Origin of the sequence: Lentibacter algarum, assembly GCF_040580765.1 — a bacterium.
In the GTDB taxonomy this organism is placed as follows: Bacteria; Pseudomonadota; Alphaproteobacteria; order Rhodobacterales; family Rhodobacteraceae; genus Lentibacter; species Lentibacter algarum.
The window spans coordinates 622463-647646 of sequence record NZ_CP158687.1; the positions used below are offsets into that span (position 1 = coordinate 622463).

Below are 25184 nucleotides of genomic sequence, written 5' to 3' on the forward strand. Positions count from 1 at the left end.
GGCCAAAGGAGCGGACCATGGCGACGCATCATTTCCCGACGATTGCGGTATCGCGCGGCCAAGGCGCGATCAACGAGCATTTTGTCTTTGGCGAGCGCAATTCTGGGACCAATCTGGCGCACCAGCTTCTTGTGCAAAACATCCCTGCACTTAAAGACAGCACAGGCGACAGGATTGGCCCACAGGGCTTTCGCTATGGCTGGAAGCACGGCTTTCCACAGATGGTTGCGGCGCCCGCAAGTTGCCTCGCCGTCGTGATGTTCCGCGCGCCCGAAACATGGCTGCGTTCGATGCATGCACGCCCGTGGCACGCTGTACCTGAGCTGGCCAAGCTTGAGTTCTCCGATTTTATTCGTGCCGAGTGGCAGACCCGCGTGGACGAGCAGAACTTTGGTGTTGCGCAGGGCGGGGCCCGTTGGGGCAAGGAGCTGCACTATGACCGCCATCCGCTCACTGGGGCGCGGTTTGAAACAATCCTTGGGCTGCGTCGTGCAAAAAGCACCGGCTTTCTGAGTCTTGAAGCGCGCTTCGCCAATTGTCTGATGCTGCGCCATGAAGACCTGACAGCCAACCCAGAAGGGTTTGTGCGTTTTGTGTCTGAGCACTACGGGCTTGCTCGCTATCAGACTTTCCGCCCTGTCGCCGCACGGCGTGGGCGGGCCAGTGAAGGGGCGTTTCAGCCTGCGGCCTATGCGCCCCTTGAGACAGCGGATCATGCCTTTGTCTGGGCGCAACTCGATCTCGCTCAAGAAGCGCAGCTTGGGTATGCGCCGACTTGAAGCTTGCGCTTTTTGCTGCAAGGCTGGAATTGAAAATCAGCGAAAGATGCCCAAATGACCGAGCCAAAAGATGCTGCCGCGCGCCGCGCTGTTGAACCAGTGATTTGTTACCCCAACGACACCCTGCCGACACCGCCGATGGAGCTCTATCGCGCAGCGCGAGACGGGGCCAAAAAGATCAGCGAAACGTATGCCGCTCCGCGCGAGGCCTGCACATTTGAAGTGCCACAGGGCAGCTTTTTTCGCATCAGCTCTGTGGAAGGCCCGCAAGTGGGCGATCTCAATCTCTGGAACAAGAATGACCTGTCGGAGCGGTTTTATTCGGGCAAGACCCGTGCCCTGCACGGCACCCATATCACGACAGGCGAGCGGATGTGGTCAAGCTTCCCGCACTTGCGCCCCCTTGCAACGATCGTGGCGGATACGCTGTCTTGGTACGGGATCGACGCGTTTGGCGGCTCCGTGCATGATGTGATTGGCACGCGCTGTGACCCCTACACAGGCAATTTGCTCAGCGGGACGCAATATCACCACTGCTGTCATTCAAACCTCACCCGCGCCTTGGCTGACCATCTCGGCGTGAGTGACGCCGAGGCGGAGCCACGTGTGCATGATGTTTTGAACGTGTTTATGTGCACAGGTTTCACCCGCGATACAGGGCAGTACTTTATGAAAGCCAGCCCAGTGCGGGTGGGTGACTATCTTGAGTTTTTCGCGGAGGTTGATCTGTTAGGGGCTTTGTCGGCTTGCCCTGGTGGGGATTGCTCAAGCGAGCATACCTCGGATGCGGCGGCGTGTTATCCTTTGCATGTCGAGGTGTTTGAACCTGCGTCAGGTGCGCTTGAAGGCTGGGTGGCTCCAGCAAAGAACGGCTATGACGGGAGCCATGGACGGTAGGGATCGAATTTTCTTCGAAAATCCGACCCTCTGGGGGCCTTGCCCCCAGACCCCCAAGATAGTTCTGGAAAGAGTAAGCCTTAGGCGGGGAAGGCCGCGTCTAGGGCGATTTGGACCATGTCGCCAAAGCTCTGTTCACGCTCGCTGCTGGGCAGGGCCTCGCCTGTTTGCAAGTGATCTGAGACTGTCAGAACTGCAAGGGCACGCGCGCCCAGACGGGCTGCGACCGTGTAGAGTTCGGCGGCTTCCATTTCGACGCCGAGGATACCGTGGCGTGTCATTTGCTCTGTGAGATCTGGGCGTTCGTCATAAAATACGTCAGAGGAATATATGCCACCTACATGGGGTGTTTGGCCCATGGCCTCGGCGGCTGTGACAGCGGCGCGCAGGAGTGCCCAATCAGCCGTAGGTGCAAAGTTGACTTCGCGGAAGAGGCCCATAGACGGGGTGTTGAGAGAGGTTGCGCTCATGGCGATGATGACATCGCGAATTTTGACATGAGGCTGCATGCCGCCACAGGAGCCGATGCGAATGAGGGTCTTGGCACCAAAGTCGCGAATAAGCTCGTTGGCGTAAATAGAGAGGCTTGGCATGCCCATACCTGAGCCGTGGATTGTCACAGGGTTGCCTTTATAGGTGCCCGTATAGCCGAGCATGCCACGCACTTCGTTGACGAGGCGGGGGGCATCCAAAAAAGTTTCGGCGGCCCATTTGGCGCGCAAAGGGTCGCCCGGCATGAGGACCGTCTCGGCGATATCGCCAACTTTTGCACCGATATGAACTGTCATAGTGTCTCTCCCGCTTTTCCGCGGGAGAGTGCAAAACCGTGCCCGAAAGGTAAAGCGCTATTCGGCGGCTTCGGCCTTTGGATCAGCCAGCGTGACCACATCCATCATGATGGTGTTGAGCTCGAAATCCTTGGGCGTGTAAACGCGCGCCACGCCCATTGCCAGCAGGCGTTTGGCGTCGTCATCTGGGATAATCCCGCCGACTATGACAGGGATATGTGCAAGGCCAGCGGCATTCATCCGCTCCATCAGCTCTTCGACGAGGGGGATATGGCTGCCCGAGAGGATCGAGAGGCCAACCACATGGGACCCCTGTTCTTCAGCCGCGCGCACGAGCTCTTCAGGCGTTAGGCGAATGCCATCATAGGTGATGCTCATGCCGCAGTCGCGGGCGCGATAAGCGATCTGTTCGGCGCCATTGCTGTGGCCGTCCAGACCCGGCTTGCCAATGAGAAAGGCAAGGCGGCGGCCCAGCTTGTCTGAGACGTGATCGACGGCGGCACGCAAATCATCCAGCCCTTCGGTCTTGTTTGAAGGAGAGGGCGAGACGCCCGTTGGCCCACGGTATTCGCCGTGGACTGCGCGCATCTGGGCGGCCCATTCGCCTGTTGTCGCGCCTGCCTTGGCAGCCACGATTGAGGCGGGCATGATATTCTCGCCCTTTGCAGCGGCGTCGCGCAGCGCAGTGAGAGCAGATTGAACAGCAGCCTCGTCGCGTGCGGCACGCCACTCTGTGAGGCGGTTGATTTGTTCGGCCTCTGTGGCAGGATCCACCGTCATAATGCCGCCATCGGCGCTCATCAGCGGGCTTGGCTCGGTTTGTGTATATTTGTTCACACCGACAACAACGGTTTCGCCAGCTTCAATGCGGCCCAAGCGCTCGGCGTTTGAGGTCACCAGTTGGGCTTTCATATAGTCAATCGCCTTGATCGCACCGCCCATGCCATCAAGCCCTGCGAGTTCTTGGCGGGTGCCGGCTTTGAGGGCTTCGACTTTAGCGTCGACAGCAGGGTTGCCATCAAAGAGATCGTCATATTCCAAGAGATCGGTTTCAAAGGCCATGATTTGCTGCATCCGCATCGACCATTGCTGATCCCAAGGGCGGGGCAGGCCGAGGGCCTCATTCCACGCAGGAAGCTGCACAGCACGGGCGCGGGCTTTTTTGCTCAAAGTCACGGCGAGCATTTCGATCAGGATACGGTAGACGTTGTTCTCTGGTTGCTGCTCTGTAAGGCCAAGCGAGTTTACTTGTACGCCATAGCGGAAGCGGCGGAACTTGGCGTCTGTGACACCGTAGCGCTCCAGCAGGATTTCATCCCAGAGGTCGACAAAGGCGCGCATTTTGCACATTTCGGTGACAAAGCGGATGCCTGCGTTCACGAAAAACGAGATACGTCCGCACAGCGCAGGAAAGTCCTCGGCAGGGACGCGAGGCTTAAGCTCATCAAGGACTGCAATGGCTGTGGCCAGAGCAAAGGCAAGCTCCTGCTCGGGCGTCGCACCCGCTTCTTGCAGGTGATATGAGCAGACATTCATCGGGTTCCATTTGGGAACATGGGTGTAGCAATACTCTGCCACATCGCCGATCATCTTGAGGCTCGGCGCAGGCGGACAAACATATGTGCCGCGGCTGAGGTATTCTTTGATCAGATCATTCTGAACCGTGCCTTGCAGCGCGCTCACATCGGCGCCTTGTTCTTCAGCGACGGCGATATAGAGCGACAAAAGCCAAGGCGCTGTCGCGTTGATCGTCATCGACGTGTTCATTTGCTCCAGTGGAATATCTTTGAACAATGCGCGCATATCGCCCAAGTGGCAGACGGGGACGCCCACTTTACCCACTTCACCACGCGATAGAACGTGATCGCTGTCATAGCCTGTTTGGGTGGGCAGATCGAAGGCAACCGAGAGGCCTGTCTGACCTTTCGCAAGATTGGAGCGGTAGAGCGCGTTTGAGGCCGCCGCTGTTGAATGGCCCGCGTAGGTGCGGATGAGCCAAGGGCGGTCTTTGCTGGTCGGGGTTTGCGCTTGGGACATGAGGGGCCTCGTGAATCGGTTTGGGTAATTATCGTGCGTTGCAAGCTTGATACTTGGAATTTTCTGGCGCGTCAATTCGCTGCGTTGCGGCATTCGCGCGGCGCTCGGCCAATCTTCTTGCATAGCTCTGAGGTTCTGGCAAAACATGGTTCATGTTTCAGCCCGTTGCCCTTCCGCTTTGGCTTTTGGTGGTTATTCTGCTCTTTGCAGCGGTAACCTTCGCCTCGCATTTTCTCTTTCCTTCGGTGCGCTGGTTCTTTCGCCGCCGTATGGAAAAGGCCGTGGCCCAGCTCAATACGCGTCTGACGCGTCCGATTGAGCCGTTCAAGCTGGCACGGCGGCACGATATGATCCAGCGGCTGATTTATGACGGTGAAGTTTGGGCTGCAATCTCAGAGCATGCACGCGCTGAGGGTGTGCCTGAAAACGTGGCCTTTGAACGTGCGCGCCGCTACGCCCGCGAGATTGTGCCCTCTTTCAGCGCAACGCTTTACTACGGCTTCGCGATCCGCTTTGCGCGATTTCTCAGCCGCAAGCTGTACCGCGTGCGCCTTGGCCATCATGCTGCTGATACGCTTGGGAGCATTGACCGCAACGCCACTGTTGTCTTCGTGATGAACCATCGCAGCAATATGGACTATGTCCTCGTTACCTATCTTGCAGCTGAGCAGAGCGCGCTGTCCTATGCGGTGGGCGAGTGGGCGCGGGTCTGGCCGCTGTCGCGCCTCATCCGTGCAATGGGCGCATATTTCATCCGCCGCCGCTCGCGGGGCGAGCTCTATCGCCGTGTGCTTGCGCGTTATGTGGCGCTGGCCACAGAGGGCGGCGTGACCCAAGCGGTCTTCCCCGAGGGTGGGCTGTCCCTTGACGGGGCGTTGGCAAAGCCCAAGCTCGGCATTCTGCGCTATATTGTAGACGGTTATGATGCCGAAGAGCGCGATGTCGTCTTTATCCCAGTGGCGATCAACTATGATCGCGTCTTTGAAGACAAGATCCTCGTGGCGGCGGGCCAGCGCGGTGATAGGCGCTTTGGCGCGCGTATCTCTGTTGTGGTGAAATATATCTGGCGCATCACATGGCGGTGGGCGACAGGGCGGTATCACCGCTTTGGTTATGCTGCGGTGAGCTTTGGTGCGCCTCTCTCGCTGCGCGCCTTTGCGGGCACAAAGCCCCCCTTGATTGAAGATTTGGCCAGTGATTTGATGCAGCGGATCGGTGCGGTTGTGCCTGTCTTGCCAGTGCCGCTGGCGGCGAGCGTTTTTCTGAGCGCCAAAGCCCCCCTGAGCTTTGCGGAGTATAGCGAGGCCTTTTGTGCTGTGATTGAAGCCATGCCCGAAGCGCATATCCACGCCCCGCGCGAGGATATGGACTACGCAGTGGAGTATGGCCTGCGCAATCTCGTAGCGCGTGGTTTTGTGAACGAGACAGAGGGCGTCTATTCGGCGACAGACGAGGGCAGGCCTTTGTTGCAATATTACGCGAACTCCATTGCACATTTGCTGCGCTAGCGAAGATTTTTCTGCACTCGCTCGGTTATAAAATTACAAAAAATGACCAAATGGCGTTGCAAAGTTGCGTAAGCGCCGCTACCTCTTGGGGAGTTAATGCGATTCTGCACTGCAGCAGAGCCCCGCCTCAGGCAATGGAGTAAACAAATGGCCTTGGACACCGAAACAGGCGTAACGCCTTACGAAGCGCCCGAAAAAGACCTTTATGAAGTTGGCGAAATGCCGCCTCTCGGCTACGTGCCAAAGCAGATGTATGCTTGGGCCATCCGCCGCGAGCGTCACGGCGAGCCTGACAAGAGCTTTCAGGTCGAGGTGGTCGATACACCCATTCTGGACAGCCATGAAGTTTTGGTTTTGGTCATGGCCGCTGGCGTCAACTACAATGGCGTCTGGGCAGGCCTCGGTGTTCCGATCAGCCCGTTTGACAGCCATGGACAAGATTATCACATCGCAGGCTCTGACGCTTCAGGGATCGTTTGGGCTGTAGGCTCGGCCGTGAAAAACTGGAAAGTCGGCGACGAAGTTGTCATCCACTGCAACCAAGATGATGGCGACGACGAAGAGTGCAACGGCGGCGATCCGATGTATTCCCCAAGCCAGCGCATCTGGGGCTATGAAACACCTGACGGCTCTTTTGCCCAGTTCACCAATGTGCAAGCACAGCAGCTTCTGCCGCGCCCCAAGCACCTCACATGGGAAGAGAGCGCCTGCTATACGCTTACGCTTGCCACAGCATACCGCATGCTCTTTGGCCATCACCCCCACGAGCTTAAGCCTGGTCAGAATGTTCTGGTCTGGGGTGCGTCGGGCGGCCTTGGCTCCTATGCAATCCAGCTGATCAATGCTGCAGGCGGCAACGCTATCGGTGTGATCTCGGACGAAGACAAACGCGAGTTTGTCATGGGTCTTGGCGCCAAAGGCGTGATCAACCGCAAAGATTTCAACTGCTGGGGTCAGCTACCCACAGTGAACACGCCAGAATACGCCGAATGGTTCAAAGAGACCCGCAAGTTCGGCAAGGCGATCTGGGACATCACGGGCAAGGGCAACAACGTCGACATCGTTTTTGAACATCCTGGTGAGGCGACATTCCCAGTCTCCACATTCGTTTGCAAAAAGGGCGGCATGATCGTGATTTGCGCAGGCACATCTGGCTTCAACTGTACGTTCGATGTCCGCTACCTCTGGATGCACCAGAAGCGCATCCAAGGCAGCCACTTTGCCCACCTCAAGCAAGCCGCTTCGGCCAACCGCTTGATGATTGAGCGCCGTCTTGATCCTTGCATGTCCGAAGTGTTCTCTTGGGCCGATATTCCTGCGGCTCACATCAAGATGATGCGCAACGAACACAAGCCCGGCAACATGTCTGTATTGGTGCAATCACCGAAGACAGGCCTGCGCACATTGGATGATGTGGTCGCGGCTGGAAAGTAACGTCTTAGCAAGTAAGCTGTTAACGATTGAAATTGGCCCTGCGCTTGGAAGCTCCAAGCGCGGGGCTTTTCTTTTCAAGCGCTTAGAAAAGTGAACCCCGCCATTTATGGGGAAGGAATACTCGCGAATAGGTTGAATTATTTTCCCGTGATACTCTTTTTAGAATGCCAATTAATCCTTCGTTAACCCTTCAAAGGCGAATATCAGAATGAAGAATAACTGGATATTAGACGTTCTGACGGATCTGCGGGGCTTTGCGACGGCCAATGGCCTTCCAAGGCTCGCCGAGCAGTTGGATGACACGGTGCTGTTGGCGGCGTGCGAGCTGGTGTCCTCGCCTGAGGGGGGAGACGCGCGTGGCGCGAACGCAGGACGAGTTGAGTTTTGTTGCGATGTTGGAGGCGCTGGAACAGGCTTCTGAACTCTGTGAGTTGCAGGCGATTTCAGAACGTTTGCGTGATTATTTCCAAGTCGATCATCTTGTTTATCACTGGGTCAGCGGCGCAGGCACACAATATGGTTGCGGAACTTATAGTCCAGAATGGGTCGCGCTCTATATCGAACGTGATTATATCAGAACAGACCCTGTGGTCTTGGGCTGCTATCAGCGCTTTCATCCCGTGGATTGGAAGATGCTCGATTGGTCGAGCAAAGCGGCACAAGCGTTTCAGGCCGAAGCCCTTGCGCATGGTGTGGGCAATCAAGGCTTTTCTGTTCCGATCCGTGGACCAAGCGGGCAGTTTGCGCTCTTTACTGTCAGCCATCATTGCGATGATGCAACATGGGCGTGCCGTATTGAGGCCGCGCGGCGCGAGCTGATCCTTGTGGGCCATTATTTCAATGAAAAGGCATTGGAGTTTGAGCCTGACCGCGCCCCAGAGGCTGCCCGCGCGCTCTCGCCCCGTGAGGTCGATGCCATGACTTTTCTCGCCATGGGCTATTCGCGCGCGCAAGTTGCCAATACGCTCTCGATTTCCGAACATACCCTGCGGGTATATATCGAGTCTGCACGCTTCAAGCTTGGCGCCGCCAACACCACCCATGCGGTTGCCCGCGCGCTTCAGCACGGTCTGATCATCGTCTAAACAGCGTACGCTGCCCTCGGTTTCTGTTAACTCATCCGTCCTAAACCCTCCGATATATTTACGGAGGGTTAACCATGATCAGATTTCTCTACGGCGACAGCTTGGCAGACCACAGCCGCTTGGCGCAGAGCATGTTTCGTGACCGCGCCAAACAGTTTTCCGAGCGGCTTGGCTGGGAGGTTTCGGTCGATGACGCAGGCGAGGAGCGCGATCAATATGACGCGCTCAACCCCCTCTATGTGATCTGGCAGCGCCCCGACGGGCTTCATGGCGGATCGATGCGCTTCCTGCCCACCACTGGCCGTTGCATGACCCACGAACATTTCCTGCATCTCTCCAGCGGTACTCCCGTTCAAAGCCCGTTTATCTGGGAGTGCACCCGTTTTTGCCTGAGCGAGAGTGCGAGTCCAACCACAGCGGCACGGCTCATGCTCGCAGGTGTTGCGCTGATGGAAGGTCAGAGGCTTGAGCATTTCCTCGGCGTGTTTGATGCTCCGATGGAACGGATCTACCGCCAGATTGGCGCCAGCCCTGAGATTCTGGGCAGCGTGGGGCAGGGGCGTACCAAAACCAGCCTTGGCCTCTGGGCCTATACGCCCGCCGCCAAGGCGCGGCTGGTAAAAAAGGCCAAGCTCAGCGAAGCGGTGATGCTGCATTGGTATCTGCGTGCCTTCGGCCCGAAGCCATCCAAAAAATCAGACGCCGCCTAGGCCTTTTGCCCATTCAAAGCGCGCACGAAAGGCTCTAGGGTCGCGCGCATGAACACAAAGATCACACAGCTGTCCGAAGATCAGGCCGAAGCCTTTGATCGCGTTGCCGAAGTGCTGCGCCCCGCAGGGATCGATATCGAAAACGGCCTGCTTCAGCCGCCCCAAGGCGGGGCCAACAAAACGCTGGCGATCACAGGCAAGGCAGGATCGGGTAAAACCCTGCTTCTCGCTGCGCTCTATCGGGCGATGGAGGAGGCGGGGCTGGATGTGGTTTCCGCCGATTATGAAGGCAAAAAGCGCAAAGACCGCCGCACTTTGGCAATCCTTGCGCCAACCAACAAGGCGGCAAGCGTTCTGCGCATGCGCGGCGTCCCCGCCACGACCATTCACCGCATTCTCTACTCCCCCGTCTATGATCCCGACTATGAGCGCATCGCAGAGTGGCTCACGGGCAATGGCGAAAAGCCCGAGATCGAAGGTCTGACAGAGGTTGCGCTTGAGCGTGCCTATGCGTTCTATCAAGCCAATAAGTCGATCCCTGCGGCCCTCGCAGCTGCGGGTCTGCGCGGCTCTGATTTCATCACAGGCTGGAAGCGGCGCGACGAGCCGCTAGATGTCGGGATGATCGACGAAGCTTCAATGCTCGATGACAAACAATTTGAAGACCTCAAAGAGATTTTCCCAAGCCTCATTCTCTTTGGTGATCCGGCCCAGCTCGCCCCTGTAAACCAGTCAGGTACGATGGTGTTTGAAAAGCTGCCGGCCCCCGCTGTGCTCAATCTGAGCCGCATTCACAGGCAGGACGCCAATAACCCGATCCTTGATTTGGCCCATGCGCTGGCCGACCCCGAGCTTGGCTTTGAAGCGTTTGAGCGGATGATCGAAGAGGCCGCCGCGCGCGATGAAAGGGTGGTCTGGAGTCAGCGGGTCGAAGTTGATTTGATGGCGCGCAGCCCCGTGCTGGTCTGGCGCAATGCCACGCGCATTCGCCTGATCAACGCCTTCCGCCGCGTGTATGACGCTCCCGAAGATGCACTGCTTGAGGGTGAACCTCTCATTTGTGACGGATTGGAGCTGCCTCTCAAACACCGCAAAAAGCGGCTTGATCTGGAGGCGCGGGGCCTCATCAAAGGCGCGCAAGTCATCTACCTTGGGCCAGGTCGCAAGCCCGGCTTCTCGCGCCTGCATGTGGTCGGCGCCGAAGATCCACAAGTCTCGGCTGCCTCGATCGTCAAAATCGAGATGCCCGATGAGGAAGAGCCGTTTATTCCCTTTGCCGCCCGCATGGGCGCGGCCTTTTTGCATGGCGCGGCTGTGACGATCCATAAGGCGCAAGGCTCCCAATGGCGTGATGTGCAAGTCTTTGCGCCCGATCTCTACGCCGCCGCGAGGATGGGGCGCTCTGAGGCGGGCCAACCCCTCTGGAAGCGGCTCGCCTATGTGGCGATCACCCGCGCGGAAGAGCGGCTCCTCTGGGTCGTGCGCAACCGTCTCTCAAAGCCGACAGCGCCGCTGACCACGGCTGATCTGGTCGTGCCTGCGCCAAAGTTGGAACTAGAAGCCGAGGAAGAGCTATGAAATCAATCCTGATCACAGGCGCAAGCGCGGGCATCGGGCGCGCCACAGCTGAGCACTTTCTGGCCAAGGGCTGGTGTGTTGGCCTTCTCGCGCGCAGCATTGCCCCGCTTGAAGAGATCGCGGCGGGGCAGGTAGGCGCTGTTGTGCTTCCCTGTGATGTGACAGACGCCAGCGCTGTTGAGGCTGCTTTCAAACAGTTCATGGGCAAGGCTGGGCGGCTGGATGTGCTCTTTAACAATGCTGGCAGCTTTGGCACTGCTGCGCCGATTGACGAGCTGCCGCTTGAGGCTTGGCGTGCGGCGGTTGATGTGAACCTCAACGGCATGTTTTATGCGGCCCGTGCGGCCTTTGCCGAGATGCGTGCCCAAAGCCCGCAAGGTGGACGGATCATCAACAATGGCTCCGTTTCGGCCCATGCGCCGCGCGAAAACGCGGTCAGCTATACAGTGACCAAGCACGCGATCACCGGCTTGACAAAAGCGCTCTCGCTTGACGGGCGCAGCCTTGATATCGCCTGCGGGCAAATTGATATTGGCAATGCGCGCACCGCGCTGTTGGAAGAGCTTGCTGCCAAGACGCCAGACAACCCGCCGCCCATGATGGACGTGCGACATGTGGCTGAGGCGGTCTATAGCATGGCCACATTGCCGCTTGAGGCGAATGTGCAGTTCATGACGCTGATGGCAACGAAAATGCCCTATATCGGGCGGGGCTAGTTCCGCTGAAACACGCGGAAGATAGCCGAAGCGCCCCAGCCAGCAAAGATCGCGATGGCGAGTGAAAGCAGGCCATAGATCAGCGGTTGTTGGCGCGAAAGATTGAACAAAAAGCGTTCAAGTCCGACCTTTTTCACTTCGATCACCGTGTTGTATTCTGAGACAACTTCGCCGCTGCGCGTGAGGAAAATACGCGTCTGATAGTCGCCTTCCGTCAGATTGGCAGGCATTGAAATAGAAGTCTTGAAGAGTGTCTGCTCGGTGACCTCGATGCTGTTTTCACGCAGCTGGTAAAGGCCGTTTTCCTTGCGAATGCGGATCACTGCTTTGGTAAAGTCGACGGCGTTTTCAACATCCTTTGGCGCGCCGACTGAGCGGATCGCACGTGGAATAGAGACACGGTGGCGTAGGTCTTGGGTATTGGTCAGTGCCTCGGCAAAGGGCGCAGATGTGGCGATGGCGTAAAACGCAGGTGCGCTGTCCACTTCGACTTCGGCCGTATTGATCCAGATCCCGAAGCGTTTATCTTTGCGGCGCACGGTCAGCGGCTGGCTTGGCCCTGAAACCGCAATAACCACTTGTAGGGGGTCGCCTTCTGGCAAGGCTGTCTCGCGTTTGATCGCACCAAATATCAGAATTTCTGAGCCGTCAAAATTCGTGGTGATGGAGACAGATCTCTGGCTCAGGCCGAGCACGACGTTCTCAGCAGACGCCACGGTTGCCATGACCAGACAGACAAGAGCCAAAGCCAAACGCATCAGTGGCCCCCCGCCGCGCCGATAGAGTAGAGCTCGGCTGGCTGAAACAGAAGGTCCGTTGCGAGCTTGCCGCAGACGACGAGCACCATAATTGCGAGCAAGATGCGCAGTTGTTCGGCCTTCATCTTGACGCCAATACGCGCCCCGATTTGTGCGCCGATGACGCCCCCGACGAGCAGCAGAACCGCAAGCACCATATCCACCGTGAAGTTGGTCGTGGCGTGCAAAAGTGTGGTGAAGGCGGTCACAAAAATGATCTGGAAGAGCGAAGTTCCGACGACAACTTTGGTCGGCATGCCCAGAATATAGATCATGGCGGGGACCATAATGAAGCCGCCACCAACGCCCATAATGGCGGCGAGGATACCGACGAGAATACCAACAATGATCGGCGGAATGACCGAAATATAAAGCCCTGAGGTGTGAAACCGCATCTTCATGGGCATCTTGGAAATCCAGCCGCGCTGGCGACGGCGCTTTGGCGCGCCAGTTGCGCCCTTGGCGCGGCGTATGGCGTTGAGGCTTTCGACAAACATCAACGCACCAACAACGCCTAGAAAGACGACATAACAGAGCCGCACGAGCAGATCGACTTGCCCCAAGGCCTTGAGATAATTGAATATCACAACCCCGACAGCCGCGCCCATAAGTCCGCCGACAAGCAGCACTGTGCCCATCTTCAGATCAACGGTTTTGCGCTTGAGGTGCGCGAGCACACCCGAGAAGGACGAGGCGACGATTTGGTTGGCTTCTGTCGCCACAGCAACAGCAGGGGGAATTCCGATAAAGAACAGAAGTGGCGTCATCAGAAAGCCGCCACCGACCCCGAACATACCCGAAAGAACGCCCACAATCCCGCCCAGCCCCAGAAGGACAAACGCATTGACCGAAACCTCGGCGATGGGCAGGTATATCATCATTGCTTTTCCTAGCGCCACAGTTGCCAGCTTTGCAAGTGTAAGAACCAGCATATTGCAGCTGGAAACATCTATTTACCCAAGCTGGCGCTATTGGGGCAGAGGATGGGGCTATTTAGGCAGCGTTTTCTCTGGCTTAGCGCTCTTTGACGTAAGGCTCCCCGCCCGCGCGCGGCGGAATGGCTTTGCCAACAAACCCCGCCAGAATAACCACCGTGAGAATATAGGGCAGCGCCTCCATAAACTGCACAGGGATGGTCACACCTGCCACATCAAAGCTCTGGAAGCGCACAGCAACAGCCTGCAAAAGCCCAAACAGCAGACAGGCCCAAAGTGCATGCCATGGCCGCCACTTGGCAAAAATAAGCGCCGCCAGCGCGATAAATCCGCGCCCCGCCGTCATCTCTTTGACAAACTGTGCCTGCAAAGCTGTGGCCAGATAAGCCCCCGCAATTCCGCAGAGAATTCCGCAGATAATTACAGCTGCAAAGCGCAGTTTCACAACAGAAATACCCGCCGTATCTACAGCGGCAGGGTTCTCGCCCACAGCGCGCAGGCGAAGTCCAAAGCGCGTGCGAAACAGCACCCACCATGTGAGAGGGACAAGCAGAAGCGACAGATAGACAATGATTGTATGGCCCGAAATCAGCTCGGAATAGATCTGCATCACTGGCCCCGCCTCGGCAATATCACGCACGCGCGTCAATGCGCCAGGAAGGGTGATCGGCTCAAACCGCGCCGCTCCGACAAGCGACGGCGTGCGCCCGCCTTGGGCAAACCAGTCCTGCGCAATCAGAACAGTAAGACCCGAGGCCAGAAAGTTTATCGCGACGCCAGAGATCAGTTGGTTGCCCCGAAAGGTGATCGAGGCGACGCCATGAATAAGCGAAAGCACCATCGATGCGCCGATCCCTGCCAGCATCCCGAGCCAAACATTGCCCGAAGCAAAAGCCACAGCAGCCGAAAACAGCGCCGCGGCGAGCATCTTGCCTTCAAGGCCAATGTCAAAAATCCCTGCGCGCTCCGAGTAAAGCCCCGCAAGACAGGCCAGCAAAAGCGGCGTGGCAAGGCGCATAGTGCTATCGAGCACTTGAATGATCGTGAGAAGCTCCATCAGAGCGCCTCCTTCTTTTTACGCATGGAGAGGAACACCCGCTCCAGCGGTGCGCGCACCATGTGATCCAGCGCGCCAGTAAAGAGTATGACGAGCGCTTGAATGACAGTGATCAGCTCACGCGGAATATTGGTCCAGAGCGCCAGCTCGGCCCCGCCCTGATAGAGAAAGCCGAAGAGCAGCGCCGCCAGCAAAACCCCTGCTGGGTGATTGCGCCCCATCAGCGCGACGGCGATGCCGATAAAGCCAGCTCCTTCGGTCGAGTTGAGGATCAGCCGCTCAGCCTCGCCCTGTGTTGTGTTCACAGCCATAAGTCCCGCCAGCGCGCCTGAAATCAACATGGCAATCACAGTGATGCGCACCGCCGATGTGCCAGCATAATTGGCGGCTGTTTCAGAGAATCCGAAGTGGCGGATTTCATAGCCAAGGCGCGTGCGCCAGATTAGGAAATAGACAAATACACAGGCCGCGAGGGCCACGAAGAAGCTCACATTGACAGGCGCGCTCTTGAACATCGGTGCCGCCGCCGTGGAAAACATGTCTTCAAACGTGGGCAGATTTGTCGCTGCTGAGAACTTGGCCGAAGCAGGCTCCATCGCGCGGGGAGGGCGCAGAACATTAACCAGCATATAGCCGAGCACAGAAAAGGCGATGTAGTTGAACATGATCGTGGTGATCACGATATGTGAGCCGCGCTTGGCCTGCAAATATGCAGGGATCAGCGCCCATGCGGCGCCAAAAAGTCCTGCAAAAAGACTGGAGCCAAGCAACGCAAGGCTCCAGTGCGGCCACGGAATATAAAGGCAGCAGAGCGCGACACCCAGCCCTGCAAGCATAGCTTGTCCTTCACCGCCGATGTTAAAGAGCCGCGCATGAAACGCGACAGAGACAGCCAGCCCTGTAAAGATAAAATTGGTGGCGTAATAAAGCGTATAGCCCCAGCCAGAGGAGCGCATAAGCGCCCCCTCAACCATCAGCTTGAGCGCCGCCACAGGGTCTTCCCCGATTGCAAGGATCACAAGCGCCGAGAGGATGGCCGCGAGCAAAAGCGAGATCAGCGGAACTAGCGTAGCGTCCGCCCATTTTGGCATCTTTTCCATCAGGCAGCTGCTCCGTTTTTGTCGCTTGTGTTCATACCTGCCATCAGCATGCCCAGCTCTTTTTCGTCTGTCTCGCTTGGCAAGCGCTCGCCCATAATCTGCCCATCAAACATGACGGCGATCCGGTCTGAAAGGGAGAGGATTTCTTCAAGCTCCACACTCACCAGCAAAATCGCCTTGCCAGCGTCGCGCAGCGCAATGATCTGTTGGTGAATAAATTCGATTGCGCCAATATCAACTCCGCGTGTCGGCTGCCCGATGAGAAGCAGATCGGGGTTGCGCTCCATTTCGCGCGCCAGAACCAGCTTTTGCTGGTTGCCACCCGAGAAGTTCTTAGCCGTCAGTTTCGGGTTTGGCGGACGCACATCAAAGCGTTCGATCTTGCCCTTGGCGTCCTCAATGATCGTGGCGTTGTCCATGAAGGGCCCGCGCTGGTAGGCTGGGTCACGATGATAGCCGAATATGGCGTTCTCCCATGCGGTGAACTCCATGATCAGCCCCTCGCGCTGGCGGTCTTCAGGCACATGGGCAATCCCGCGCGCACGGCGTGACTGCCCGTCTGAGAAGCGCCCCGTGAGGTCGATCTCTTCCCCGTTGACGCGCACATGCCCCGTGCCGTTCTGCATTCCGCCGAGCACTTGTAAAAGCTCGCTCTGCCCGTTGCCTGAGACGCCCGCAATCCCGAGGATTTCGCCCGCGCGTACATTGAGCGAGATGCCCTTGAGCCGCTCAACACCCTTGCTGTCGGTGACGCGCAGGTCTTGGACGTCCAGCACAGTATCTTTGGGTGCGGCTGGCTTTTTATCGACGCGCAGCAAGACTTTGCGCCCCACCATGAGTTCGGCCAATTGCTCTGGGCTGGTCTCTGAGGTTTTCACCGTTGCCGTCATCTGGCCGCGCCGCATGACGCTGACTGTATCAGTGATCTCCATGATCTCGCGCAGCTTGTGGGTGATCAGAATGATGGTTTTGCCCTCTTCGCGCAGGCGGTTGAGAATGCGAAAGAGCTGGTCGGCTTCCGCTGGGGTCAGCACGCCTGTCGGCTCGTCAAGAATGAGAATATCGGCCTTTCGGTAGAGCGCCTTGAGGATTTCGACGCGCTGCTGGCGGCCCACGCCGATGTCCTGAATGAGTGCATCGGGGTCCACGTGCAGTTCGTATTCCTGCTCAAGCTCTTTCAAGGTCTTGCGCGCCTTGGCGAGCGAGGGCCGCAATAGCCCGCCGTCTTCCGCGCCGAGGATTACATTTTCCAAGACCGTGAAGTTTTCCACCAGCTTGAAGTGTTGAAACACCATACCGATCCCTGCTGCAATTGCCGCTTGGCTGTCAGGAATCTGGGTTTTCTTGCCATGAATGAAAATTTCGCCAGCGTCGGCTTTGTAAAAGCCAAAGAGGATCGACATGAGCGTGGATTTCCCCGCGCCGTTCTCGCCGATGATCCCGTGGATCGTGCCAGGCATAACGCGGATTGAAATATCCTTGTTGGCCTCAACAGGGCCAAAGGATTTGGAAATGCCTTTAAGCTCAATCGCAGGTTCTGTCATCTTATCCCCCAAGCCCCCGCCGCGGGAGCGAAAAGGCCGCGCAAGTCTTTGCGCGGCCTCTGGTCTTATACTCTGCCCAAATCAGAACTGGATCGCTGGGCAGCTGTCGTTTTCATAGTAGCTCACAACATTCAGATCGCCCGCAATGATCTGCGCGCGCGCTTCTTCAACAGCGGCTGTCATCTCTGCTGTCACAAGGGCTGCGTTATGCTCGTCCATCGCAACGCCAACACCGTCTTCGGCAAGGCCAAGCACGGTCATACCGCCTGTTTCAAGGCCTTCGCCCGCTGTCATCGCGTTATATACGGCGACATCGACGCGCTTGAGCATTGAGGTCAAGACCTTGCCTGAGTGCAGGTGGTTCTGGTTGCTGTCGACACCAATCGAGAGGATGCCCTCGTCGGCCGCTGTTTGCAAAACACCAACACCTGTGCCGCCCGCCGCTGCGTAGATCACATCTGCGCCTTGGCTGATCTGTGCCTTGGCCAGCTCAGAGCCTTTTACGGGGTCGTTCCATGCTGTTGGCGTTGTCCCGGTCATGTTCGCAACGATGTTGATGTCTGCGTTCACAGACTTTGCACCTTGGGCAAAGCCGCAGCCAAAGTGGCGAATGAGCGGAACATCCATGCCGCCGATAAAGCCGACAGTTCCCGTTTTTGTGGCCATCGCCGCCATCATACCCACAAGGTAGGAGCCTTGGTGCTCTTGAAAGGCAATCAGCTGCACGTTTGCAGGAATTTCTGGCAACCAGCCGTCAATATTGACAAATTTCGTGTCTGGATAGTCCTTGGCGACCTCTTCGATTGAGGAGGCAATGGCAAAGCCTGTGGTCACAACAGGGTTCGCGCCCGCTTCGGCAAAACGGCGCAGAGCTTGCTCGCGCTGGGCTTCTGACTGAAGCTCAATCTCGCGATATGTGCCGCCGGTTTCTTTGGCCCAACGCTCAGCGCCGTTAAAGGCGGCCTCGTTGAAAGATTTGTCAAACTTGCCACCAAGATCATAGATCAGGGCAGGCTCGGCCAAAACGGCACCCGCGCTCAGCGCAAGCGCAGCAGACGCGCCGAGAAGTTTTTGAATAAGGGTCATAAGGTTCTCCCAGTGTTTTATCGCAGTGGCCTGTGCCGCCGCGTGAATTGAGCAGATCAGGTGATCAGGCTCAATAAGGGCGGTTTCAGGACACAGGGTCAACCGATTCTTGCGAGTTGACCTGTGGTCAGCAGCTTTCAAACAGGCAGTTTGAGCGAGAGTACCAGCGCATCAACTGCCGCTTGGCCTGCGCGTGCATAATAGCCCTTGCGCCGTCCGACTTCGGCAAAGCCTGCGCGGGTATAAAGCGCGCGTGCTGGTGCGTTGTCTTCTGCCACTTCCAGAAAAAGATGCGCAACATTTTGCGCTGCCAAGCGAGCCACAAGCGCCTCCAAAAGCGCGCGCCCTGTGCCGCGTCCCTGAGCGTTGGGACAAACCGCAATGGTCAATAGCTCGGCTTCATCCAGCGTCATCCGCGCCAGCGCAAAGCCTTTGTCCGTCTGGCTTTCCAGCAAAGACCCTGGCTCTGAGATGAGCGCTTTTAGCTCCTCCGCTGTCCATGGCCGCGCAGGAAAACACGCAGCGTGAATATCGGCCAGCGCTTCAGGCGTCATCCAAGATCCGTGGAGGCTGATCTGCCGCTGGGGCCGCGTCGGCTGCGCGGATATAGAGCGGAGCAGGGGGCGTCGTCGCGTCTGTCGCCGCCGCAATCCGCGCAATCCGTTCGACGAGGTCGTCTGGCGCGGGCAGGCCTAGTGCGTCTCCTGCCCCAGTGGAGTCAATCAATTTGGCCTCATCGCCGTTGCTGGAAAAATAGACCTGATCTCTTGGGGCAGGCAGGGCCACAGCTGCGCCCGTATCAGCCCCAAGGCGCGCGGCCGCAAAATTGCTCACGCCGACAGCAGAAATATCAAGTGACATCGCCAGCCCGCGCGCCGCCGAGACAGCAATGCGAATGCCCGTGAAATTCCCGGGGCCAACGCCAACGCCGATTTTGTTCAAGTCTTGCCATGTATGGCCGTGCTCCGCGAGAAGCTCTTCCAGAAATACAAATAAACGCTCCGACTGACCGCGCTTCATCGGCTCATAGGCCGTACCAAGCACCTGCTCGCCCAAGAGCAAAGCGGCCGCGCAATGCGCGGCCGATGTGTCAAACGCCAAAGTGAGTGTCTCAGACGGCAACTGGACGCACCTCTGTCACCTCGGGGATATAGTGGCGCAGCAAGTTCTCGATACCCATCTTGAGTGTGATGGTTGAAGACGGGCAGCCTGCGCAAGCGCCTTGCATGTGCAGATACACCACGCCCTTTTCGAAGCCATAAAATGTAATGTCGCCGCCATCTTGAGCGACGGCAGGGCGCACGCGTGTGTCCAGAAGCTCTTTGATCTGGCCGACAATTTCACTGTCTTCACCTGTGTGCTCGGCATGGCCGCCAGCCGCTGGCGCGCCGCTGTCTGAAAGCGCTGGCTCACCTGACTGGAAGTGCTCCATGATCGCGCCAAGAACCGAAGGCTTGATATGGTCCCAAGCCACCGCATCATCCTTTGTCACGGTCACAAAATCTGTACCGAGAAACACGCCTGTGACCCCGTCAACGCCATAGACGCGGCTGGCAAGCGGCGAGCTGCCTGCGCTTTCCGCGCTCGGGAAGTCTGCTGTTCCGGTCGCCAAAACGGTCTGGCCGGGCAAGAACTTGAGCGTGGCGGGGTTTGGTGTGGATTCAGTCTGGATAAACATGGCGCAGGTTCCTTATCTCTTTGCTCAGATATGAGCCTCACAGCCGCCAAAGTCAAGTTTTGGAATGATTCTAAAGTGTGCTGTGATCGCGTGAAGCCTTAAGAAATGCTCTCGCTTGCGGGCGGTCCGTTTGGTTAATTTCTGGTAAGCTTTGGCCTGTTTGGGCGGTGCACGCTTTGTGCACGGGTTGTGCACGCATTTCACCCCCCTGTTTTTAACCCAAAATCAGAAGGTTAATGTCCGAAATCGCTTGGGTAGGGAGATGTTCATTTTCTAAGGGGGTAGGGGGTGTGCTCACATAAAAAAGGCCCGCAAAAGCAGGCCTTTTTAGGTGAAACTCTGACCGTCTTAGAGGTCTGATGCGTGGTGGATCACTTTGGAGAGGATGCCGTAATCCATCGCCTCTTTGGTGTCCATCCAGTGATCGCGTTCGATATCTTTCATAACCTTTTCAAGCTTTTGGCCTGTTTGCTCGGAGATGATCCGCGCCAGACGGGCGCGCATGATTTCGATTTGTTCAGCTTGAATCGCAATGTCTGTGACCTTGCCGCCAACGCCGCCAGACGGCTGGTGAATAAGGAAACGGGTGTTTGGCAGGCAAACACGGTCTTCCTTGTCGACCGCGAGGAAAATATGCGTCCCCGCTGAAGCCACCCAGCCTGTGCCCACGATCTTCACCCGCGGCTTGATAAAGCGGATCACATCATGGATCGAATCGCCCGCTTCAACGTGTCCGCCTTGGCTGTTGAGAAAGAGCGTGATGTCGTCGTCGTTGTCTGCCGCGAGCGCCAGAAGTTGGCTTACGACACGGCTCGCCATCTTCTGGTCAATCGCTTCACAGATTAAAATCTGGCGCGCGTCAAACAGCTTTTGGGCGATGCCACCGGCCTTTTTATCGTCGTCTTTTTTATCGTCGTTTTTGTCTTGATCGCTCATAATATGTCCTGTTTTCAGCGTATTAGGTGATGGCTTCGAGGCGTTCTTTAGAGAGTTCGCCTGGCACAATCGTGATGGGGATTTCAAGTGTCCCCGCGTTACGGGTGAGCTGTGTCACAAGCGGGCCAGGGCCCTTTTTGTCTGAGCTTGCGCCCAGAACAAGCACGCCGATTTCATCGTCAGCCTGCACTTGCTTGAGTATTTCAGAGATCGGTTCGCCCTCGCGGATCACAAGTTCAGGGTCCACGCCCTGACGGTCGCGCATCCACTTTGCGAAGACTTCGAAATGCGCATGAATACGCTCCCTTGCCTCTTCGCGCATAATATCTCCAACGCCAATCCAGTGATTGAACTCCTCAGGGGGAATCACCGCGAGAATCTCCACGCCGCCCCCTGATTTGGCTGCCCGCATCGCTGCAAAGCGCATCGCATTCAGGCATTCGCGGCTGTCATCCAGCACCACAAGAAACTTACGCATCATCAGCCTCCCTCATCAGCCCACATCACTGCATAGAATGGCGCAACAGCGGCCTCTGTGCAATGGCTCATCCTGCGTTAGAGGCGGCCCAATCCCAGTAAAGCTCCCGCGCGCGATGCGTGACAGGGCCGACTTGGTAGCTGGTGTCATCAAAGGCCGTAACTGGCGTAATCTTTGACATATTGCCCGAAAGAAAGACCTCATCGGCCTCGTGGAAATCCTCAAAGCTAAGCACTGTTTCATGTACGTTCATGCCATCCGCCGAAAGGTTTGACATATGGCGCGCACGGGTGATGCCTGCGAGGAAGGTGCCGTTGGCGATGGGAGTGAAGACCTCACCATCTTTGACCATAAATACATTTGCGGTCGCTGTTTCTGCAACATTGCCCATGGCATCGGCGACGAGAGCATTGCCAAATCCCTTGCTGCGCGCCTCTGAGAGCATGCGGGCATTGTTGGGATAAAGGCAGCCAGCTTTTGCATTAACCACGGCGCTTTCCAGAACAGGGCGGCGAAACCGCGTGCGCGTCAACGTTGTGCTCGCGGTGTCCGCAGCGAAGGGAATTTCTTCTAGGCAGATGGCAAAGCCGGTTTCATCACGGCTCGGTACAATCGCTGTCACATCGCCGCCAATGCCCCAATACATCGGACGTATATAAACTGCGGCACCAACAGAATATGACTTGAGACCTTCTTTCACGATCTCGACCATATCCTCGGGTGAGACAGTGGGCTTGAGCATAAGTGCTTCTGCTGAGCGGTTCACACGGGCGCAGTGAAGGTCAAGATCAGGCATCAATCCGTTGACAAACCGTGCGCCATCAAAGACCCCTGATCCAAGCCAAGCCCCATGATCAGCTGCGTTGATCACTGGTGTGTTGCCGTCGTGCCAAGCGCCGTTGAAGTAGGTTTTGATATTTGTGCCTGTGGCCATGCCGCATCCTCCCGTTCGGCGAAAGGTTAGTTTGGCCTCACGGGAGGGTAAAGCGCGAAATCACCCTGCCGCAGCCAGAAGAGATGCAAGGTCAAGCGGGTCATTGACCATGCTGAGCGCACCATCTGCATCGCGCGGCCAGTCGGCTTCGGGCTTGTCCCAGTAAAGCTCGACGCCGTTTTCATCGGGGTCTCTGAGATATAACGCTTCGCTGACCCCGTGATCGGATGCTCCATCGAGCTTGATACCTGCGTTGAGAACCCGTTTCAGTGCATCACCGAGCGTTGCGCGGCTCGGATACAAAAACGCGGTGTGGTAGAGCCCTGTGTGCCCTTTGGGTGGGGGTGTGCCGCCAGCGCTTTCCCAGGTGTTGAGGCCGATGTGGTGGTGATAATTTCCCGCCGCAAGAAAAGCAGCACCTGCGCCGTAGCGCTGGGTTACGGAAAAGCCGAGAACACCTGAGTAAAACGCGATAGCGCGGTCAAGGTCAGCTACTTTGAGATGCACATGCCCGATGCGGGCTTGAGGGGCTACAGGGTGTGTCATTGACTGGCTCCTATTGTTTGAAGAGACAATAGGACCATGCCAGAAAGGGTGAAAGAGCCCGCCGCGCACAGACGCTGTGCGCGGGTGCGTGGGTCAACGGACCATGCCGATGATGTCGTATGTCTTTTCAAGGATAGGCGCGGCGATGGTACGAGCCGCATCAGCGCTCGTGTGCAGGAGCGCGTGTGGTTCTGTTTCATGAGGCCCGAAGAGAAGGCTGTGTCAGTTAACCTTGTAGTAGTTGATCAGGCGGTCGATATGACTGCGGCCCATGCGTCCCGAGATCTCCAGTAGATCGCGCTCTGTCCCTTGTGTCGCGGCGTCGATCGCGGATTGAATATTAGAGGCAGCAAGCCCCCACGATCCCTCAACCTCAGCGGTGACTTCTTGAACGCGCCAGCGAATGAGGCGCCAGAAAGCGGCTTGGTGGGCGTAGCACAGGATTGGGTCGGTGATCATTTGGCTCATTGCGTCGATAATTCGGCCATAAACATCGATGAATGCTTCAGGTGAGCGATCTTCATCAATCAAAAGGGTATTGTGAACGGACATCAGTGCCAAAATGGTTTCTCGAGGCGCGCGTTCTTCATTGGCAACGCCGATCGCGATATCACAGATCGCGCCATATATTTCAAAGTGCTTGGGCAGTTCGTTCAGCTCCAAGACTGTTGTTTGTGTACCAAGGCCTGTCTGTGTGTGAAGTAGCTGCGCATTGGCTAGAAGTTGTAAAATATGCCGTATGGGAGTCCGCGAAACTCCATACTCCTCAGCGAGCGCCGTTTCCTTGAGCCAAAGTGCTTCACGAGGATTGGCGAGACATATCTTCGTCCGGATCGCTTTTAAAATCTCAGCTTGATGCCCCACCGCTCGATACATATTATCGTTGGCCCCGTCTGTGTGTTTGCTTCACATGAGTTCATGTATACGCAGGGTTTTCTCTTAGCTCAATAGATGAGGCCTTAAGGCGCATCAAAAAGAGTTTTGGCCGTCCCAATTCAGATCACTACGATGGGCTTTGCTGGTTGCTCACTTATAGATTGCAATGTGTGATTTGCTTTTTCTTCAATAGGCTAAGACGAATAAGGAGTTTGAAGTATTGTTCACGTTTTGGAAAAAGTTTTAATGCCGATGTTTACTTATGTCTCAGGTTGTGTGAACATGTATACACGTGCTCAAGGATGCACGGGTTTAGTTTTCGGCAAGCGCTCAATAGACGATGCGGTAGCTTGTGTTCAGAATATCGAATACGTCGATTTAAATGGCTCGGGTAACGAAGTTGAGTATCGCGTCACTGACGCAAATGCTTCGAGGTCAGGTTGGGCCCTTAACGTCCCCAACGTGGTGCTAGCCTGACTTCGAGGTGCTCAAAAGTTGAGCTCAGCGGCCTTAACGTTTTGAAAATCATGCAATATTAACGAAAATAATTACATCTCAGACGTGAAGACGCCAGTTCCTAAGCGGGGCAGAGCGTCTCTCAATTGATATGCAAGTGTTTTGCTGTTTAGCGCACCATGCCGATGATGTCGTATGTCTTTTCAAGGATAGGCGCGGCGATGGCACGAGCCGCATCAGCGCCCGTGTGCAGGAGCGCGTCGATCTCTGCCTCGTTCTCCATGAGGCGTGCCATTTCGCTTGAAATAGGAGCAAGTTTAGCGACCGCGAGTTCAGCGAGCAGCGGCTTGAACTCTGAAAAGGCTTTGCCTCCGACATCGCGCAACACGGCTTCAACGCTCATATCTGCAAGCCCAGCGTAGATGTTTACGAGATTGCGCGCTTCGGCGCGGCCTTCGAGACCTTCGGCTTCTGAGGGCAGCGCGTCTGGGTCGGTCTTGGCTTTGCGAATTTTCTTTGCAAGCGTGTCTGCGTCATCTGTCATGTTGATGCGCGAAGCATCGGACGGATCAGATTTGGACATTTTTTTGCTTCCGTCCCGCAAGCTCATGACGCGCGTACCCGCGCCCTCAATAACCGGCTCTGTAACGGGGAAGAAGTCTACGCCATAGTCATTATTGAACTTGATGGCGATATCGCGCGTCAGCTCAAGGTGCTGCTTTTGGTCTTCGCCCACCGGAACATGGGTGGCGTGATATGTAAGAATATCAGCCGCCATGAGAGATGGATAGGCGAAGAGGCCGAGCGAGGCATTTTGTGAATTCTTGCCAGCTTTATCTTTCCACTGGGTCATCCGCTGCATCCAGCCCATGCGAGCAACACAGTTGAATATCCATCCCAGCTGCGCATGCTCTGCGACTTGGGACTGATTGAAGAGGATTGATTTTGCAGGATCGATGCCTGAAGCGATGAAGCCTGCGGCCAGCTCGCGGGTTTGGCGGCGCAAAGCGGCCGGGTCTTGCCAGACGGTGATGGCGTGAAGATCAACCATGCAGTAGATGGTCTCGTAATCTTCATCCTGCATCTGCACAAAGCGCTTGATGGCGCCAAGGTAGTTTCCAAGAGTCAGACCGCCGGAGGGCTGGATGCCTGAAAAGACGCGTTTCTTGAACGCCGTGTTCGGCTGGAGCGCATCGCTCATGATATTTCTCCGTCTGGAACTCTTGTTG

26 protein-coding genes are annotated in these 25184 nt (G+C 56.7%); 9 read left to right on the forward strand and 17 right to left on the reverse strand.

What is annotated here, in order from left to right:
• Nucleotides 1–17 precede the first annotated feature (17 nt).
• Together DSM117340_RS03095 and DSM117340_RS03100 are read left to right on the forward strand one after the other, a co-directional pair.
• Nucleotides 18–779, forward strand: a complete 762-nt coding sequence (locus tag DSM117340_RS03095; RefSeq protein ID WP_271437364.1) for a hypothetical protein — start codon at nucleotides 18–20, stop codon at nucleotides 777–779.
• A 54-nt stretch (nucleotides 780–833) separates the two neighbouring features.
• Nucleotides 834–1676 (forward strand): DUF1989 domain-containing protein, encoded by an 843-nt coding sequence (locus tag DSM117340_RS03100; RefSeq protein WP_089887776.1) that lies wholly within the window; start codon nucleotides 834–836, stop codon nucleotides 1674–1676.
• 80 nt (nucleotides 1677–1756) lie between these two features.
• Here DSM117340_RS03100 and deoD read toward each other — a convergent pair whose 3' ends face one another.
• Nucleotides 1757–2464 carry a purine-nucleoside phosphorylase gene (gene deoD / locus DSM117340_RS03105; protein ID WP_089887777.1) on the reverse strand — a complete coding sequence of 236 codons (708 nt, stop codon included), beginning with the start codon at nucleotides 2462–2464 and terminating at the stop codon, nucleotides 1757–1759.
• A 57-nt stretch (nucleotides 2465–2521) separates the two neighbouring features.
• Nucleotides 2522–4501: a protein meaA gene (locus DSM117340_RS03110; protein ID WP_089888942.1), complete on the reverse strand. Its 1980-nt coding sequence runs from the start codon at nucleotides 4499–4501 to the stop codon at nucleotides 2522–2524.
• A 152-nt stretch (nucleotides 4502–4653) separates the two neighbouring features.
• Here DSM117340_RS03110 and DSM117340_RS03115 point away from each other — a divergent pair, with 152 nt between their 5' ends.
• The 7 genes from DSM117340_RS03115 (at nucleotide 4654) to DSM117340_RS03145 (ending at nucleotide 11532) form a co-directional block, all read left to right on the forward strand.
• Nucleotides 4654–6009 carry a 1-acyl-sn-glycerol-3-phosphate acyltransferase gene (locus DSM117340_RS03115; protein WP_089887779.1) on the forward strand — a complete coding sequence of 452 codons (1356 nt, stop codon included), beginning with the start codon at nucleotides 4654–4656 and terminating at the stop codon, nucleotides 6007–6009.
• A 147-nt stretch (nucleotides 6010–6156) separates the two neighbouring features.
• Nucleotides 6157–7443 carry a crotonyl-CoA carboxylase/reductase gene (ccrA, locus tag DSM117340_RS03120; protein WP_089887781.1) on the forward strand — a complete coding sequence of 429 codons (1287 nt, stop codon included), beginning with the start codon at nucleotides 6157–6159 and terminating at the stop codon, nucleotides 7441–7443.
• Between the two features lie 208 nt (nucleotides 7444–7651).
• Nucleotides 7652–7864: a hypothetical protein gene (locus tag DSM117340_RS03125; protein ID WP_177170590.1), complete on the forward strand. Its 213-nt coding sequence runs from the start codon at nucleotides 7652–7654 to the stop codon at nucleotides 7862–7864.
• Nucleotides 7836–8528 (forward strand): autoinducer binding domain-containing protein, encoded by a 693-nt coding sequence (locus DSM117340_RS03130; protein WP_177170639.1) that lies wholly within the window; start codon nucleotides 7836–7838, stop codon nucleotides 8526–8528. The genes DSM117340_RS03125 and DSM117340_RS03130 overlap by 29 nt, the downstream gene beginning before the upstream one ends.
• 74 nt (nucleotides 8529–8602) lie before the next feature.
• On the forward strand, nucleotides 8603–9238 hold the full coding sequence (locus DSM117340_RS03135) for an acyl-homoserine-lactone synthase (RefSeq protein WP_089887785.1): 636 nt from the start codon (nucleotides 8603–8605) through the stop codon (nucleotides 9236–9238).
• A gap of 48 nt (nucleotides 9239–9286) precedes the next feature.
• Entirely contained in the window at nucleotides 9287–10816 is a 1530-nt protein-coding gene (locus tag DSM117340_RS03140; protein ID WP_089887787.1) for an AAA family ATPase, read from the forward strand.
• Nucleotides 10813–11532, forward strand: coding sequence for an SDR family oxidoreductase (locus tag DSM117340_RS03145; protein ID WP_089887789.1), 720 nt, complete (start codon nucleotides 10813–10815; stop codon nucleotides 11530–11532). Before DSM117340_RS03140 ends, DSM117340_RS03145 begins: the two co-directional genes overlap by 4 nt.
• Here DSM117340_RS03145 and DSM117340_RS03150 read toward each other — a convergent pair.
• The 15 genes from DSM117340_RS03150 to trpS form a co-directional block, all read right to left on the reverse strand.
• Nucleotides 11529–12290: a TIGR02186 family protein gene (locus DSM117340_RS03150; protein WP_354689850.1), complete on the reverse strand. Its 762-nt coding sequence runs from the start codon at nucleotides 12288–12290 to the stop codon at nucleotides 11529–11531. The genes DSM117340_RS03145 and DSM117340_RS03150 overlap by 4 nt on opposite strands.
• A complete protein-coding gene (locus tag DSM117340_RS03155) occupies nucleotides 12290–13210 on the reverse strand; it encodes a sulfite exporter TauE/SafE family protein (RefSeq protein WP_089888945.1) in 921 nt (306 codons plus the stop codon). The genes DSM117340_RS03150 and DSM117340_RS03155 overlap by 1 nt, the downstream gene beginning before the upstream one ends.
• A gap of 133 nt (nucleotides 13211–13343) precedes the next feature.
• Nucleotides 13344–14321: an ABC transporter permease gene (locus tag DSM117340_RS03160; protein ID WP_089887792.1), complete on the reverse strand. Its 978-nt coding sequence runs from the start codon at nucleotides 14319–14321 to the stop codon at nucleotides 13344–13346.
• Nucleotides 14321–15421, reverse strand: a complete 1101-nt coding sequence (locus tag DSM117340_RS03165) for an ABC transporter permease (RefSeq protein ID WP_089887793.1) — start codon at nucleotides 15419–15421, stop codon at nucleotides 14321–14323. Before DSM117340_RS03165 ends, DSM117340_RS03160 begins: the two co-directional genes overlap by 1 nt.
• Nucleotides 15421–16965, reverse strand: coding sequence for an ABC transporter ATP-binding protein (locus DSM117340_RS03170; RefSeq protein WP_089887795.1), 1545 nt, complete (start codon nucleotides 16963–16965; stop codon nucleotides 15421–15423). The genes DSM117340_RS03165 and DSM117340_RS03170 overlap by 1 nt, the downstream gene beginning before the upstream one ends.
• 81 nt (nucleotides 16966–17046) lie before the next feature.
• Nucleotides 17047–18051 (reverse strand): BMP family ABC transporter substrate-binding protein, encoded by a 1005-nt coding sequence (locus tag DSM117340_RS03175; RefSeq protein WP_089887797.1) that lies wholly within the window; start codon nucleotides 18049–18051, stop codon nucleotides 17047–17049.
• Between the two features lie 137 nt (nucleotides 18052–18188).
• Nucleotides 18189–18605 (reverse strand): ribosomal protein S18-alanine N-acetyltransferase, encoded by a 417-nt coding sequence (rimI, locus tag DSM117340_RS03180; protein ID WP_089887799.1) that lies wholly within the window; start codon nucleotides 18603–18605, stop codon nucleotides 18189–18191.
• Nucleotides 18595–19173: a tRNA (adenosine(37)-N6)-threonylcarbamoyltransferase complex dimerization subunit type 1 TsaB gene (tsaB, locus tag DSM117340_RS03185; RefSeq protein WP_089887801.1), complete on the reverse strand. Its 579-nt coding sequence runs from the start codon at nucleotides 19171–19173 to the stop codon at nucleotides 18595–18597. Before tsaB ends, rimI begins: the two co-directional genes overlap by 11 nt.
• Complete coding sequence (locus tag DSM117340_RS03190) at nucleotides 19163–19729, reverse strand: NifU family protein (protein WP_089887803.1); 567 nt, start codon at nucleotides 19727–19729, stop codon at nucleotides 19163–19165. The genes tsaB and DSM117340_RS03190 overlap by 11 nt, the downstream gene beginning before the upstream one ends.
• A gap of 348 nt (nucleotides 19730–20077) precedes the next feature.
• Nucleotides 20078–20665: an ATP-dependent Clp protease proteolytic subunit gene (locus tag DSM117340_RS03195; RefSeq protein ID WP_089887805.1), complete on the reverse strand. Its 588-nt coding sequence runs from the start codon at nucleotides 20663–20665 to the stop codon at nucleotides 20078–20080.
• Nucleotides 20666–20687: 22 nt separating this feature from the next.
• Entirely contained in the window at nucleotides 20688–21143 is a 456-nt protein-coding gene (locus DSM117340_RS03200) for a universal stress protein (protein WP_089887806.1), read from the reverse strand.
• Between the two features lie 67 nt (nucleotides 21144–21210).
• The gene (locus DSM117340_RS03205) at nucleotides 21211–22077 is read right to left on the reverse strand and encodes a branched-chain amino acid aminotransferase (RefSeq protein ID WP_089887808.1); all 867 of its coding nucleotides are present in this window, start codon (nucleotides 22075–22077) and stop codon (nucleotides 21211–21213) included.
• Between the two features lie 60 nt (nucleotides 22078–22137).
• Nucleotides 22138–22623 (reverse strand): VOC family protein, encoded by a 486-nt coding sequence (locus tag DSM117340_RS03210; protein WP_271437365.1) that lies wholly within the window; start codon nucleotides 22621–22623, stop codon nucleotides 22138–22140.
• A gap of 222 nt (nucleotides 22624–22845) precedes the next feature.
• Nucleotides 22846–23499: a GntR family transcriptional regulator gene (locus DSM117340_RS03215; protein ID WP_089887810.1), complete on the reverse strand. Its 654-nt coding sequence runs from the start codon at nucleotides 23497–23499 to the stop codon at nucleotides 22846–22848.
• A 625-nt stretch (nucleotides 23500–24124) separates the two neighbouring features.
• The gene (trpS, locus tag DSM117340_RS03220; protein WP_089887812.1) at nucleotides 24125–25156 is read right to left on the reverse strand and encodes a tryptophan--tRNA ligase; all 1032 of its coding nucleotides are present in this window, start codon (nucleotides 25154–25156) and stop codon (nucleotides 24125–24127) included.
• Nucleotides 25157–25184 lie beyond the last annotated feature (28 nt).